This window comes from Pseudalkalibacillus sp. NRS-1564 (assembly GCF_050467905.1).
GTDB lineage: Bacteria > Bacillota > Bacilli > Bacillales > Guptibacillaceae > Guptibacillus > Guptibacillus hwajinpoensis_B.
Window position 1 is genome coordinate 45,984 of record NZ_JBITPM010000012.1, and the last position, 15,157, is coordinate 61,140.

Sequence of the window (15,157 nt, forward strand, 5' to 3'; positions counted from 1 at the left end):
ACGTATTCATCTTCAAAATAGAAACATATCAAATCAGGGTGCAATAGAAGCTTTCTATCGAGAATTTATCATCACCATACTTTTTCTCGTCCGACAACTTTACTAGTGACAAAGAAGCTACCATGGTCTCACAACCTGGGTAGCTTCTTTGTTTAATTATCCAATTCTTTTATTACCTTCTCTACATTCGTCTCAGGAAGCGAACAACTAAAATTCTCACAAACATAGATCGTTGTCGTATCTGTCTTTTCAAATTCAGCTGCAAATGGAGCTGCTTCTTTTAACAAGGTAGGATCTTCAGTACTAATCACTGTAAGTTCAGGGAAAAAGTTCTGCTGTAAAAACTCTGCAATCTTTTCTTTGCTTGTATCACCATTTTTCCCAACAATAACAACTTCTTTTGGAGAGGATAAAGTATAAAGCTTGCTCATTAAGAAATAAGCGTGTCCACTGGAATACGAAGATACATCACCTGAAAAAGCGGTAAACATCTTGTTAGCCCACACATCATACTTTGCCTCCCCCGTTAACTTCGACAAACGAAGCAGTTGAAGAACAGCTACACTATTTCCAGACGGTAGCGCCCCATCATGCACATCCTTAGGTCGTGCAATTAATTCATCTGCATCATGGCCGTAAAGATAGAAACCTCCAGCGCTATCGTCCCAGAATAAATCGTGCATCTCATCTGACAGTTTTTTCGCTTTGACGAGGTATTCTGACTTAAACGTAGCTTCATACAATTCGTTTAATGCCCATAATCCATAAGCATAATCATCATGGTATGCTTTAAATTTCACTTCACCATCGCGGTAACGAGCCATTAATCTACCGTCTATGACGAGATTTTCTTCGATGAATCTGAATGATTGCTCAGCAGTTTGTGTGTAGGTATGTTGAGCGAACACCCTTCCTGCCTTAGCGAAAGCTGCAATCATAAGCATATTCCAGCTTGTAAGAATCTTATCATCCTTATAGGGGTGAATCCGTTTTTCACGAACCTCATACAGCTTCTTTCTAGCCTCTTTTAACTGCTTATTAACATCTTTTTCTGTCATGCTAAATGATTTAGCAACCTTTGAAAGATCGGTTTGAATCAAGTTAGGAATGTTTTTCCCTTCAAAGTTCCCTTTTGACGTGATGTCATAAGCTTTGCAATATAGGGAGCCTAGCTTATCGCCAAGGATGTCGTGGACCTCACTCTCTGTCCAAACATAATACTTCCCCTCTTCTCCTTCTGAGTCAGCGTCTTCAGCGGAATAAAAGCCACCTTGCTCACTAGTCATATCTCGCGTCACATACTCGAGAACATCACAAGCGACTTTCTTATAGTGTTCTTCTCCCGTTACTTGATAAGCTTCCGTGTAGGTAAGGGCAAGCATGGCGTTATCATACAACATCTTCTCAAAGTGAGGCACTAGCCATTCCTGATCTACCGCATATCTTGCGAAGCCATAGCCAACATGATCATATATCCCGCCCTTTGCCATCGCGTCAAGCGTTCGTGTAACCATTGTTAATGCGAGATCATTATCGTATTGTCGATAATATCTAAGTAAATACATCAGCATATGAGGTGATGGGAATTTTGGAGACTGACCAAAACCACCAAAGATGGTATCAAAGGAATTTTGCATCTGCTCAAAAGCTTTATGTAAAGGTTCCTCTGTTAATTCCCCACCTTCTGCATTCATCCGCTCTTGCAAGGAGGCTGTAATTTTCTCCCCGATTCCTGTAATTCGATCAGGGTTTTCCTTATATTGCTGATAAAGCTGCATAATAGCATCTTTAAACCCAGGAATATTGTATCTGCTTTCTTTCGGGAAGTACGTTCCTGCGTAGAATGGTTTTTGATCAGAAGTTAGAAAAACGTTCAATGGCCACCCACCCTGACCCGTTAATCCCTGACAAACTTTCATATATATTGAATCAATATCTGGACGCTCTTCGCGATCGACCTTAATCGCTACAAATCGATCGTTTAAAAGCTTTGCTGTTTCCTCATCCTCAAAGCTTTCTCTTTCCATTACATGACACCAATGACAAGTCGAATACCCAATCGAAACAAGAACAGGTTTATCCTCCCGCTTCGCTTTTTCAAACGCTTCCGCTCCCCATGGATACCAGTCTACTGGATTGTGAGCATGCTGAAGCAAATAGGGCGATTTTTCATGAATTAACTTATTTTCGTATGGCTGATTGGCTTGATTTTTCACGTTTACACCCTCCGTTTCTTGGTTTATCTTTCTTCAGTGTATCAAAATGAGCTACATAATCCTAAAAACAAAAATAAGCGGGATTACCGCTTATCATATGTCTGATCAATATATTTTTGCTCTTCTTCTGTTGTCATTAATCTTTTTGCTTTTCCAATTGTTCCCCCATTTAGATCCCATATGTAATTATGAACTTCTACCGCATTAGAAAAATCTCCCTCGTCCCATTCTTCTAATGTTTCAACGTAAAAATCTTGATATTTGTATTCTTCATTCGTACCTTGTACTTTCTCTAATACTTCTAACATATTATCGATGCGTTCTTCTGAAATTTGATAGATTCCCCATTTATCTTTAGCAACCACTTTTTGATGAGTCATGCCGTGAATGTAATCCTGAAATTTGCTTTCCTTTGGTATGCCTTCAGCGCTAATCGGTTCTTCATTGTCACTTACATAGCGCGCAGGGTCAACAGATGATCCAGTCGCTTCATCAACGGTATCCGCTTCATTCGTTGTTTCTTTTAAATCCCAACCTAAATCAGAAATAAACCAGTAAGTGAATCCAAATATGAAGACCAAAATAGTAGAAATGGAAATGATTAATGTTTTTGTAGATGGCATTGACTGTTCCAACTCCTTAAACAAATCGATCCCTCTCAAATCGGGAAGGGATTGTTTAGATTTAACGTTCCGCAAGTCCAAAAAGGACATTTATACCTATTTTTACATACATTTCTAAAAATACAAGGTTAATAAACTATTTTCTGAAAATTTATTCGAAACTTGAATATTTGCATGTTTTATTAGGCTAATGGATAAGCATGTCCAGCTCTTTCGACATAAAGTATTGAGAGACAGGAGGTGTTAAAATGGGAAATCGCCGTAATGCAAGTAACCCTAGAACATATGTTAAACGAAACAACCAAACAGAAGGTGAAGCAACTGGTCGTAGATCTAGAGGATGTGGATCAAGAGATAGTGACACAAGAGGTCGCCAAACTGGTCCGAGCTGTTCTAGATACTGCTCTAACGTTTGTCGTCGTTTATTTCCTTTAGACTTCACACGATGCTTCAATGACTGTGTATCCTGTCAGGAAGAAGTTCTCTTTGAAACGGACCACGAATTTTACGAAGATTAAGAGATGACGTTGAAAAGGACAATCCTATTTAATAGGCATTGTCCTTTTTAGCTTATTTCACTATGTTCTCCTCTGATTAGCTACGCCTTATCCTGGAATTAACTGACGATTAATGGACCAATCAAACTGATCTGTCTTTAACCATTTTGTAAGAGCTTCGATATCCTCGGAGAAAACACGATCTTCCTTGATGGAAGGGACAACTAATCGACCTTCTTCATAAAGCTTCTGAGCTGATACAGAAGCTAACGAGATTCCGCGAATTTCTAATGCTTGCATCCCGCAAATCATTTCAATGCCGACTACCTTTTGGGCATTCAATATAATTTGATAAGCATGACGAGCCCCTATTGTCCCCATACTTACGTGGTCTTCCTGATTTGCTGAAGATGGAATGCTATCAACACTTGCTGGGTGTGCTAACGTTTTATTTTCTGATACAAGAGAAGCAGCCGCATATTGCATGATCATGGCGCCAGACTGCAAACCAGGGTCCGGACTTAGAAATGCTGGGAGATCATTTAGGTGAGGATTAACGAGCCTCTCCACTCGTCGTTCCGAAATATTAGCCATTTCGGCTACAGCTATTTTTAAGAAGTCCATCGCAATTGCAATGGGCTGACCGTGAAAATTCCCTCCGGACACAACCGTTTGTCCATCCTCTAAGATGAGTGGATTATCTGTTGCAGCATTCATTTCGATTTCAAGTTTTTCTTTAATATACGCTAAGCTTTGTCTAGAAGCTCCATGTACTTGCGGGATACAGCGCAGCGAGTAAGCATCCTGTGCTCGTTTCTCTCCTTGATGTGTCACGAGTTTGCTATCGTTTGTGAGCGTTCGTATTCGCTCTGCAACTTCCATTTGTTCTGGATACCCACGCGCTTCATGTATCGCTGGATGGAAGGCATCTACTATACCTTTAAGCGCTTCAAACGTCATTGCTCCAATCCAATCACACTGATTTATTAAGCGCTCTGCTTCAATATAGTTAATGACTCCCATCGCCGTCATCGCCTGTGTACCGTTAATTAGTGCAAGCCCCTCTTTTGCCTTTAAGGAAAGAGCAGGAAAAGAGAGAACATCATACACACTTTTTGTAGGAACGATGCTGCCCTTATAGTGCACTTTTCCTTCCCCTACCAGAACTAGCGCAAGGTGAGATAGGGGTGCTAGATCCCCGGAAGCACCAAGAGAACCTTGACTTGGTATAACTGGAATGATATTTTCATTCGCAAGATGGCAAAGGCGCTCCACAATACAAGGACGCACGCCAGAATATCCTTTGAGTAAAGCGTTCAATCTTAATACAACCATTGCTTTACTCACTGATTCTGGGAAGTATTCACCTATCCCGCACGCATGAGAACGAATGAGATGGAGCTGAAGTGTATCAACATCTTTATCCTGTATACGAACATCGCTAAATTTACCGAAGCCTGTATTGATCCCATATACAGTCTTTCCACTAGCGACAATCCGTTCTACAGCCTCTCTGCTCCGCTTCACTTTATTCATGCTGACTGGATCAATCGTAATCTGTTCTCCACCATAAATAAGTTGTTTCATTTCGATTAATGTTAAATTAGTTCCGTTTAATTGAATCATGTCGATCCCCTTCTTTCAGTAATTTGATCGCCATAAAAAAAGAGACGACAATGGAACAGACTGTTCCATTGCCGCCTCCTCATCGCTAATGACTTTAGGCAGCTTTTAACCTATATGATTTATTCCTAGTCCAAACGTTTCATGTTCAAGACCTTTCACCGGAGCACCAATTGTTCCATAGAAAGCTACCGCAAGCCACTCACCTTCGTCATAATGCTCATAAGGAGAGCCGCGTACTATTGCAAAACGCAAGCCTACAGTCCTCATCATGTCACCTGCTCCAATTTGCCCCCGCATGACCCCTTCTAATGCTTCTAAGATGGCGTGATACAACGCATGCGTTTCTCGATAGAGGTCTTCCGAAATAATATTATTCCTTTTTGCGGATGTTTCGACAGCTGATATTACTTTTTGCATGCTCATAGATCCTGACTTTCCCTGACAGTAATCAACATCTTTTAGCTGAGCTAAAAATGGTTCTAACTCTTCAGGAGTTAAAGAAGCTACAAGCATCGCTAATTTTCCAATCAAAATTTTTTGTGCCAATACTCTCACCTGTCTATCATTCTACTATTCACTAATATCTCACTTAATTGTAAGCGCTACCAACACGTGCGGTCAAGATGATTTAGTTTGGATCGTATTCCTTATCTTCTGCAAACGCCTGTTAAAAATGAGAGCATCGTATGAACGGCGCTTTTCACCCCCATCTCCCCTACATCTTTTCTGGGATCAAGGCACACAATGTCCATTGCTTTTACTTTCGAATGCTCACCAGCTAACTGAACAGCCTCAAACAGCTCTTCCGTACTCATACCACCAGGCGTTGCTGCTGGTGCTGCCGGGTTATAAGCGATATCAAGGACGTCCATATCAACCGTTAAATAAATCGTATCAACCACTTTTTCTAATTGAGCTAAGGCATCCGTCACAATGTGGCGAATCCCGTTTTTTCTTACCTTCTTCATCGTAGTGTAGTGAACGCCGTGTTGATCAGCATAATTCTTCAACTCGTGACTATTAAAAAAACCATGCAATCCGATCGTATGAACATGCTTTCCTTCAACTGTGTGACTTTCTACTAATTGACGAATCGGCGTTCCATTTGCTGGACCGATATGTGCTAAATCACGTAAATCAAAGTGCGTATCCAATTGTAAAATGCCAATCGTTTCGTTGTTATGAACTTGCTTCCAGCCTTTAATTAACATAGCAGTAATCGAATGATCCCCACCCATCATTAACGGTATAGTATGTGGATGGTGTTCTCTCATAGCTACCATCGCTTGCTGAATTTGCTGGTGTGTGTACCTGATATCCGTCACATGCTGCTTGACATCTCCAAGGTCTATTGCTTTTATACGAGCTAGATCAACCTCTTCGTCAAGGTTATAAGTGCCAAATGCCCGCCAAGCTCTTCGCATGGCATCAGGATTTTCACTAGCAGCAGACGTACTAATAGACGATTTAGATAAAGGTACCCCGAGAATGGTAACGTCATATTCCTCCCAGTGTGGTTTCCTCTCCCCTATTGTCTCAATCCATTCATGGACTTTTAGATCAACTCGTTTATCTGTTTGCTTAGACCAAATCATACTAGGGCGATTTAACATTGGGTATGGATAATCGTTCATTGCAGGTAGCCTCCTACTACGAGTGGCACTCCCCCTTTAATGACGGTATCGACATGATTCATTCCATATTGATAGGAGAGAGTTAGATAATTCGGAACATCAAATATTGTGAAATCTGCTTTTTTTCCAGACTCAAGACTTCCAGCCACATCTGCACAACCAATTGCATGGGCTGCATTGATTGTAGTCGCAGTCAACACTTCTTCAGGTGTCAATCCCATTTTCAAACAGCCTAAGTTCATAATAAATGGCAGAGAAAGTGTGGGAGATGACCCTGGATTCGCATCAGTAGATAACGCAATGGCTATTCCTGCATCAATCATTTTTCTCCCCTCTGCAAAATCAGCCATTAAGAAAAATGCTGTTCCTGGAAGTAATACGCCAATAACTCCAGCGTCTGTCATGTCCTTTATCCCCTGATCCGATGCTCTGAGAAGGTGATCTGCTGAAATGGCCCCAACGGATGCAGCTAGTTCCGCTCCGCCATAAGGTTCAATTTCATCTGCATGAATTTTGGGAATTAGTCCATGAGCTTTACCTGCTTCAAGGATTCGCTTTGATTGATCCGGTGTGAAAACACCCCGTTCACAAAAAACATCATTAAAAGTAGCCAACTTCCGCTTTGCTATTTCAGGGATCATTTCAGTGATCACTTTCGAGACGAATTTTTCAGGATCGCTTTTCTCTGATAAAGGAACAGCATGAGCACCCATAAAGGTTGAAACGATATCTATAGGATGCGACTCATTTAATAGTTTAGCTACCTCTAATTGCTTTATTTCATGATCTAGCGTTAGCCCGTAACCACTTTTGGCCTCAAGTGTTGTCACACCGTGTAACAAAAATTTGTTCAAGCGTTTTTTAGACTGTTCGAAAAGTTCTTCATGACTCGCTTCTTGGGTCGCGCGAGTTGTTGCATGAATCCCCCCGCCTGCTTCCATGATTTCCATATACGTCTTCCCATGTAATCGCATCGCATATTCATTTTCTCTCGTCCCTGCATGAACTAAATGCGTATGAGGGTCTATCAGCCCTGGAGTTACCACTTTCCCTGTTGCATCGATGATCTCTGACGCATGAATAGAATCTTGATACTTATTAACTATGTCGGCGCTTGGTCCTACTTCAATAATAATTCCATTTTCCATATAAACCGCACCATCTTCAATCATTCCAATTTGCGACATTTCTTCTTTTCTAGCAGGATGATTGGAATAACCTTCCATCGTAATTAGCTGGGCCGCATTCTTTATTAATAGTCGCTTTGTCATTACCATCCACCTCCTATTTCTTTCGTAGCATCGGGACTTGAATCCCTTTCTCTTCTGCTGTTTTCCTTGCTAGTTCATACCCCGCGTCAACGTGTCGAATGACACCCATACCAGGATCAGTTGTTAACACACGTTCAAGACGTTTTTCCGCTTCTTTTGTGCCATCTGCTACAATGACCATCCCTGCATGGAGAGAATATCCCATTCCAACACCGCCACCGTGGTGAACGCTGACCCAGCTTGCTCCACCTACACTATTAATCATGGCATTCAAAATGGGCCAGTCGGCTACAGCATCGCTTCCATCTTTCATGGCTTCTGTTTCTCGATTTGGTGAAGCTACAGAGCCAGAGTCAAGATGATCACGTCCAATCACAATTGGTGCACTCAATTCTCCGCTCGCTACCATATCATTTATAATTTTTCCGAATTTAGCTCGTTCTCCACAGCCGAGCCAACAAATACGTGAGGGAAGTCCCTGGAAACTAATTTTCTTCCTTGCCATTCGAATCCAATTGCACAAGTGTTCATTATGACTAAACTCTTTTAAAATCACTTCATCTGTTTTATAAATATCTTCTGGATTTCCCGACAAAGCTACCCAGCGAAATGGACCCTTTCCTTCACAAAATTGCGGGCGAATATAAGCCGGTACAAAACCTGGAAAATCGAATGCATTTTGAATCCCTTCGTCTTTTGCCACTTGACGAATGTTATTTCCATAATCAAAGGTGATGGCTCCGAGTTTTTGCATATCAAGCATAGCTTGAACGTGTGTAGCGATACTTTTCTTTGCCAGCTTATTATATTGGGTTGGATTTTCTATCCTTAACTTATTCGCTTCTATTAGATCTAATTTCACTGGAATATATCCATTAAGGGGATCATGTGCCGAAGTCTGATCTGTTAGAATATCTGGAATAAAACCCTTTTCGATCATTTTAGGTAACATCTCTGCTGCATTACCAAGTAAACCAATCGAAAGCGCTTCTCCTTTGTCACTTGCATTCTTCGCCATTTCAATCGCTTTAGCAAGACTCGTAGTGGAAGTATCAAGATAGTTTGTTTCAATTCTCCGCTCCATTCGCTTTGGATCCATTTCTATCGCAATACAAACCCCACCATTAAGAGTTACAGCTAGCGGTTGAGCAGCCCCCATCCCGCCTAAGCCAGCTGTTAGGGTAATCGTATTCTTTAAAGTTCCATTGAAATGCTGTTTGGCGCATTCACCAAACGTCTCATATGTCCCCTGTACAATTCCCTGACTTCCAATGTAGATCCAGCTGCCAGCCGTCATCTGGCCATACATCATTAACCCTTTTCGATCAAGCTCATGAAAGTGCTCCCAATTGGCCCATGCCGGAACTAAATTAGAGTTAGCAATTAATACCTTCGGAGCATCTTTATGAGTTCTGAAAACAGCAACCGGCTTTCCAGACTGTATTAACAACGTTTCATCATTTTCCAACTCTTTTAACGAATTCACGATCGCCTCATAACAATCCCAGTTACGTGCCGCTTTTCCTATTCCTCCATATACAACAAGTTCATCTGGATTTTCTGCCACATCAGAATGTAGATTATTACTAAGCATCCGTAAAGCTGCCTCCTGAACCCAGCCTTTTGTATGAAGCTCTGTGCCTCTATACTGCGTCACTCTCTTTGATTTGATATCCGACATACTCCCCATCCTTTCGAAATGCGTTCATATTGAAATCGTAGCATGACAATCACTATGGAAATAGATGACCAATTTTCGAATAATAGCACATTATTTATAAAAAACGATATCAGTTTAAGCTGCTATCAAAACAAATAGTAATTATTTTATAAAGAGTAATTAAGCTATTTCCATCACATGATTAAAAGTAAGCCGAGTCGGGTAAGTTTCATGAATGTAGGGAACCATCTGTTTAAGAACGTCTATGAAAATAGAAAAAGCGATATTTTATATCGGTTTTATTAGTATTCTGTTATCTAAGAAATTCCGTGTTATGTATGACGTAATATTGGGAAGAGTATAGGTGGTTGCTTTATTAAAGTTTAGAATCAAAAAGGAGTGGAGAACATGAATAACAGTCAATTTGACAAAATCAAGAACGGAAAAGGATTTATCGCAGCGTTAGACCAAAGTGGTGGTAGTACTCCTAAGGCGCTCGCAGAATATGGCGTTCCTGAAGATTCCTACTCTAACGAAGATGAAATGTTTGACCGAGTACATCAGATGCGTACAAGAATTATTACTTCACCCGCTTTTAGTGGAGACCAAATTCTAGGCGCTATCTTATTCGAACAAACAATGGACCGGGAAATCGAAGGAAAGTATACAGCAGACTTTCTTGCAGACAAAGGGATCGTTCCCTTCCTAAAAGTGGATAAAGGACTAGCAGATCAAGAGAATGGCGTACAGCTTATGAAACCAATTCATGATTTAGATGAGACGCTAGGTCGTGCATCTGAGCGAAAGATTTTTGGAACTAAAATGCGCTCTGTCATCCATGAGCCTAATCCAAGTGGCATTAAAGCAGTCGTAGATCAGCAGTTTGAAATCGCCAAACGAATTTTAGCGACTGATATTATGCCAATTATTGAACCAGAAGTTAATATTCATAGTGAAAACAAAGAGAAATCTGAAGAGATTTTGCGCGATGAAATTTTGAAGCAACTCAATGATTTATCTGAAGATCAAAATGTCATGCTAAAGCTTTCAATTCCAACGCGAGCAAATGCTTACAAAGAATTGATTGAGCATCCACGCGTTCTTCGCGTTGTAGCACTTTCAGGCGGCTATTCTCGTGATGAAGCCAATGAAAAACTGAAAGAAAATGATGGTCTGATTGCAAGCTTTTCGAGAGCATTAGCAGCTGATTTAAATGCGAATCAGTCTGATGCAGAATTTAATGAAGCGTTGCAAAGTGCGGTTGATTCCATTTATGATGCTTCAGTTAATAAAAAATAGTAACAAGAAGATATAGTAGTGTATTTCTTTTATCAATATGAAACGGGTGCGAATACGAGAATGTATTCGCACCCGTTTGTTATGTGGAGAATTTCTTGACTTTCGGTTCATTCGACTGAAACCGTCGATACTCTCCTGGAGTTTGCCCTGCGACTTCTTTAAAAACTCGACTAAAATAGTTCGGGCTCTTAAAGCCTGATTCACGCGCAATGAATTGAATAGTTTCTTGTGTAGTCATGAGCAACTCTTTTGCTTTTTGAATACGGGTATACGTTAATATTTCACGAAACGACCGTCCATATTTTTGTGTTAATGTATGGCTTAGGTAAGCTGGATTGCGAAGGACATGATTAGCTACTTCTTCTAATGATAGATTAGGATCATTGGAATGATCATCAATGTAAGCGAGCGTTTCCTCAATGATATTTCTTTTTAAAGGTGGGTTATCGGCTAATTGATGAAGAAGTTGTGTGATGAATAATATTAAGTCCTGTACAATTCGGTAGAGTACAGAACTATATAATATCGATTCAAACACTTCTTTATACAAAGTTTCATCACGGACATCCGTCAACCCTTTTCGAACCATAAATCTTCGAATTTGAGCAAGAATGCTTGTTAAACGTGTTCGAAGCAATCCTGGGTCTGGATATGGAGGTTCCATTCCATAAAATTGCTCATACATCCACTTTTTCATTTCATCTACACAAGATTCATCAAGCATGAAAACCCACTTCCGCTGTTCTGTAATCGTCAAAAATGGATCTATCTCCTCCCAGGCTTCATCTTGATCAGCACGAAGAATTTGTTGGTAGCCAGTGAAGAACACCATTTCCATAACTTTCTTTAACTTCATATAAATTTGGTGTAGTGACAGATCTGACTTGCCATGATGCACCGCTATTACGAGGGACGATTCATTCAACTGCTCCCACTCCCGTAAGAAGCGCTGTGCCTGACTATTTGAATCTGGAATGGCATTCTCAAATACAACCACGATTCGATCACTGGTTGAAAAGACAAGGGGCTTGTTATAAAAATCAAATTGATCTATAAACTGACGCAACTCCTCAAGATAATCGCTTTTTTCTAACTTCATTAAATATACTGGAAAGTGATGGTTTACTTGATCATCAATAAACAATGATTTATACCAAACTCTTTCGTATGCCTCTCCTCCTAACAGTGTCTTATTTACCGCTTTAGCATTACGAAAGGCTTTTTGCAGAGATGTTTTCACCTCTAGGGGAGAAAGCGGTTTCACGATTAAGTCTATTGCACCGATTTCAATCGCTTCTTTTGCCCGTTCAAACGTTGGTTCTGCCGTCACAGCAATAACTTCACCTGCATACCGGTTAATAAAAGTTTTCATAAGACCCCACTTCCCCCTGGGGATCATATCTAATTCAATGAAAACCACATCTGGTAATTCCCTTTCTAACATAGTCATCACTTCTGTTAGATGGTTCGCAGTTATGAATAAGGAAATAGGAAAGGAATACTTTGAAATTAACCATTCTAATCCGCTCAGTTCTCGTGAATCACGGTCTGAAATTAATAGTTTGTACATAGATCTTTCTCACCTACTTTTTACTTACCATTTCGTTTAATCTACCTTACATCATCAGCGGATTATCCTTTGTTAAAAAATTCACTTATTTCAACTTTCTTTATCATTCATTTTGTCAAAATAATGCACATATCACAATGTTTTTTCATCATTCATATAAACTCTTTTATGACAAAACAAAAAAGGACATGCTAGTCATTTAGCAATCCTTCTTATCCTTCATTATAAGTTTAAGACTTCTTCATTCACCTTTACCAAGTACAGCAGTAACACCCCATACTTTATCGTATGCTCCGTAGCCATTTAACCCAATATCGAGGTCATGGAAATAGCGATGTAGCATTTGCACATCCTTTTGACTTGCATGCTCAACGTAACGAAGCGAAATGGATTTGATCTCCTGAAGGTCTCTTTCAAGATCCTTGTCCTCATTGTTTGCATAGAAATTTATATAAGAAACGATTTCAATAGCTTTATCGGTTTGATCATTTATATTCAAATTTGATATTTCTCCAAATCCTGTTGTCTGATTGTAATAGGCATGATTCGCTGCAATAAATGCATTCACGTTTTCCAAATCTGTCTTTTCAGGAAGAAGAGAGGCAATATCCTTCATTTCTTCCTTCGAATAAACTTGTCTATCCTCCAAAACCGACGATACAAGTTCCTTACTTGAAGTTTGCACATTTTCGTTTATGGAAAATAGGGCATAAATGGTAAGGGCCAAACTACCTAGTGTCGCTAGACCAAGTATGATGAATCTTAGTCTGGTATTCATCAAGACATAGCCTCCCTTATTATTATGAAACTGATCTTTAACGCAACAAAAGCGATATCTCATAAGCTAATCGATATCGCTTTAGGCTATACGGCATGAGTGGAATGGTTCATCTTATTGATCTCCTAAAGTAACGGTGACACCAAAGGTATCTTCGTGGTCGTAGTTGTTCAGCACTTTATCAAGATCATGAAAATACCTATGAATTTCTCGAACCTCTGACGTCGTAATCTCTATACTAGCAAGAGCCTTAATCGCCATTAAGTCCTTCTTAAGATCGTCATGATCTACACCAATTTCTAAAAACACATTAATATAAGCTACAGCAGCATCCGCTTGAACTTGTTGGGCTTCTATGTCCATCGGACGATCAATCATGCCATAGCCTGTTGTTCGATTGTAAAAAGCATGAAAATCTCCGACAAACTCTTCCGCTTGTTTATATTCGGCTGGGAATGATGCAGCAGATACTACTTGATCATGCGCTTTCACTTTTGTACCATTCACTTCGGTATGCAGTGAGAAAATATAAATATAGAGAGCCGCAAATGTAGCAGCGACGAGGAGACTGAGTATGGAAAACATCACCTTAACCTGATCCATTTCATCTTCCCCCATTCGGATTTCTCTCTACTCTATTACAATTCCTTATTTCGCAAATCCGAATATATTTTTAATTTTCGTTACGCCCCATTTAGGATCATGTGATCTACTTTCATCACGGAAGCGATCCTGCACCACCGCCATCAGTCTTTCTTCTCGAGCTGACATATGATCTTCAGCAATTTTTCTTTCTTTTGTCACCTCAAATTGATAAAACTCACGCTCATCGACTGAAATATCAGCAAGATTATCGATTTTTTTACCGATAGAATTGAGTTCCATTTGATTAATAGTTGCATGAGCATCTGATGCAGTCGCTATTTCTTCATGAACAATTTCATGAACCTGATGGACAATATCCTTCTCCAACCGTTTAACCGTTTCATCGATTTTCAGTAGTTTCTTCACTTCATCAGATTCAACAAAGGAGACAATTTTTGAGAGAGATGATTGAATATCAGTCTGATCAGCAGGATTGTTAATCGGTTCAGGAGTATTTTCAATTCCTTTTCCTTGTTGATCCAATGCATTAATAATGACCTCATCTTCGGCATGGCTTTCCTTCATATTTTTAATTAATTGAAGCACTTCAATATCGCCAATTGTATACGTCCGAGCGTTGTTTTCATCACGTGGTATAGTTAAAAACGGAGCAAATTGCTCTTCCCATAATTTCAGTGTATGACGAGACACGTTCAACATGGAAGCCACCCTGGAAATCATCAAAGTATTATTCATCTTCATCATTCCTCCCCGTTGATTTTATAATGAGTTATTCCATACCTCTACACCAGTTTTCCTGCCAGATGACAAAGGTTCTTATCAACAGACAGAGACTCTTAAATATAGCGCTAATCTACCAAACCCTCCCCGTTTGTTGTAATGTTTTGAAACGTTTTAACAGCATTGGACGAATCATGACACCATTTTTCCTTCAGAGAAAGATATCGACATTAAGTCTGTTTTGTTAGTTGCTTAAATTCGTTGTATATGATGTAGCAGAATTGACTAGTGGACCTTATCCAAAAGAAAGACCACACTTAAATCCTTAGTGGATCAGGTGTCGTCTTTCATAAATAATAGGTTGATTTTATACTCGTGTAAAAAAGATGAAGGTACTAAGAAACCCTTAGTTCACATTTTAGGCAGAATTCTGAAGAATATCTTTTATATCATTCAAGTGTCCAATTAATGATAATGCTGGAACAAGAACATATAGGAAACCTTGGAACAGAACTCTCTTCTGTGATTTTTATCTAAGAAGCTCGAATCCTCCCCAGAATATCGCCACCATGATAGGGATGAAGAAGAAGGGGTATTGAGTCTGTTGTTGATTGACCAGATCCTTAAGAAGTTCAACCTTCCATTCCTCACCTTTTT

The 15,157-nt window shown here is 39.8% G+C and carries 13 protein-coding genes; 1 reads left to right on the top strand and 12 read right to left on the bottom strand.

All coding sequences use genetic code 11. The features are described 5' to 3' along the window. Positions 1-152 precede the first annotated feature (152 nt). The 8 genes from ACIFPW_RS06250 to hutU form a co-directional block, all read right to left on the bottom strand. Positions 153-2,216, bottom strand: coding sequence for a thioredoxin domain-containing protein (locus tag ACIFPW_RS06250; protein WP_430242912.1), 2,064 nt, complete (start codon positions 2,214-2,216; stop codon positions 153-155). A gap of 83 nt (positions 2,217-2,299) precedes the next feature. Continuing rightward, the gene (locus tag ACIFPW_RS06255; protein WP_430242915.1) at positions 2,300-2,863 is read right to left on the bottom strand and encodes a DUF6241 domain-containing protein; all 564 of its coding nucleotides are present in this window, start codon (positions 2,861-2,863) and stop codon (positions 2,300-2,302) included. A gap of 163 nt (positions 2,864-3,026) precedes the next feature. Then, entirely contained in the window at positions 3,027-3,293 is a 267-nt protein-coding gene (locus tag ACIFPW_RS06260) for a hypothetical protein (protein WP_430242918.1), read from the bottom strand. Positions 3,294-3,444: 151 nt separating this feature from the next. Then, a complete protein-coding gene (hutH, locus tag ACIFPW_RS06265; protein WP_430242921.1) occupies positions 3,445-4,962 on the bottom strand; it encodes a histidine ammonia-lyase in 1,518 nt (505 codons plus the stop codon). Between the two features lie 105 nt (positions 4,963-5,067). Then, positions 5,068-5,508, bottom strand: coding sequence for a hut operon transcriptional regulator HutP (gene hutP / locus ACIFPW_RS06270; protein ID WP_226613503.1), 441 nt, complete (start codon positions 5,506-5,508; stop codon positions 5,068-5,070). Between the two features lie 101 nt (positions 5,509-5,609). Next, on the bottom strand, positions 5,610-6,596 hold the full coding sequence (locus ACIFPW_RS06275; protein WP_430242923.1) for an agmatinase family protein: 987 nt from the start codon (positions 6,594-6,596) through the stop codon (positions 5,610-5,612). Beyond that, the gene (gene hutI, locus ACIFPW_RS06280; RefSeq protein ID WP_430242925.1) at positions 6,593-7,867 is read right to left on the bottom strand and encodes an imidazolonepropionase; all 1,275 of its coding nucleotides are present in this window, start codon (positions 7,865-7,867) and stop codon (positions 6,593-6,595) included. Before hutI ends, ACIFPW_RS06275 begins: the two co-directional genes overlap by 4 nt. Before the next feature lie 13 nt (positions 7,868-7,880). Continuing rightward, the gene (gene hutU / locus ACIFPW_RS06285) at positions 7,881-9,548 is read right to left on the bottom strand and encodes a urocanate hydratase (protein ID WP_430242927.1); all 1,668 of its coding nucleotides are present in this window, start codon (positions 9,546-9,548) and stop codon (positions 7,881-7,883) included. Between the two features lie 387 nt (positions 9,549-9,935). On the opposite strand from hutU, the gene ACIFPW_RS06290 reads away from it, so the two are divergent. Then, entirely contained in the window at positions 9,936-10,826 is an 891-nt protein-coding gene (locus ACIFPW_RS06290) for a fructose bisphosphate aldolase (protein ID WP_430242929.1), read from the top strand. A gap of 79 nt (positions 10,827-10,905) precedes the next feature. Here the strand turns inward: ACIFPW_RS06290 and ACIFPW_RS06295 are convergent, their stop codons facing one another. The 4 genes from ACIFPW_RS06295 to ACIFPW_RS06310 form a co-directional block, all read right to left on the bottom strand. Beyond that, positions 10,906-12,396 (bottom strand): helix-turn-helix domain-containing protein, encoded by a 1,491-nt coding sequence (locus tag ACIFPW_RS06295; RefSeq protein ID WP_430242930.1) that lies wholly within the window; start codon positions 12,394-12,396, stop codon positions 10,906-10,908. A gap of 241 nt (positions 12,397-12,637) precedes the next feature. Beyond that, positions 12,638-13,174 carry a hypothetical protein gene (locus ACIFPW_RS06300; protein ID WP_430242932.1) on the bottom strand — a complete coding sequence of 179 codons (537 nt, stop codon included), beginning with the start codon at positions 13,172-13,174 and terminating at the stop codon, positions 12,638-12,640. Between the two features lie 114 nt (positions 13,175-13,288). Beyond that, the gene (locus ACIFPW_RS06305; RefSeq protein WP_430242933.1) at positions 13,289-13,777 is read right to left on the bottom strand and encodes a hypothetical protein; all 489 of its coding nucleotides are present in this window, start codon (positions 13,775-13,777) and stop codon (positions 13,289-13,291) included. A 45-nt stretch (positions 13,778-13,822) separates the two neighbouring features. Next, on the bottom strand, positions 13,823-14,515 hold the full coding sequence (locus ACIFPW_RS06310) for a MerR family transcriptional regulator (protein ID WP_194221836.1): 693 nt from the start codon (positions 14,513-14,515) through the stop codon (positions 13,823-13,825). Positions 14,516-15,157: the final 642 nt, after the last annotated feature.

What these genes read in the sequence shown, in the direction of transcription:
- ACIFPW_RS06275 (WP_430242923.1), bottom strand. Translation starts at nt 6,596, where the DNA reads ATGAACGATTATCCATACCCAATGTTAAATCGCCCTAGTATGATTTGG.
- ACIFPW_RS06290 (WP_430242929.1), top strand. Translation starts at nt 9,936, where the DNA reads ATGAATAACAGTCAATTTGACAAAATCAAGAACGGAAAAGGATTTATC.
- ACIFPW_RS06300 (WP_430242932.1), bottom strand. Translation starts at nt 13,174, where the DNA reads ATGAATACCAGACTAAGATTCATCATACTTGGTCTAGCGACACTAGGT.
- hutU (WP_430242927.1), bottom strand. Translation starts at nt 9,548, where the DNA reads ATGTCGGATATCAAATCAAAGAGAGTGACGCAGTATAGAGGCACAGAG.
- hutH (WP_430242921.1), bottom strand. Translation starts at nt 4,962, where the DNA reads ATGATTCAATTAAACGGAACTAATTTAACATTAATCGAAATGAAACAA.
- ACIFPW_RS06310 (WP_194221836.1), bottom strand. Translation starts at nt 14,515, where the DNA reads ATGAATAATACTTTGATGATTTCCAGGGTGGCTTCCATGTTGAACGTG.
- hutI (WP_430242925.1), bottom strand. Translation starts at nt 7,867, where the DNA reads ATGACAAAGCGACTATTAATAAAGAATGCGGCCCAGCTAATTACGATG.
- ACIFPW_RS06305 (WP_430242933.1), bottom strand. Translation starts at nt 13,777, where the DNA reads ATGGATCAGGTTAAGGTGATGTTTTCCATACTCAGTCTCCTCGTCGCT.
- ACIFPW_RS06295 (WP_430242930.1), bottom strand. Translation starts at nt 12,396, where the DNA reads ATGTACAAACTATTAATTTCAGACCGTGATTCACGAGAACTGAGCGGA.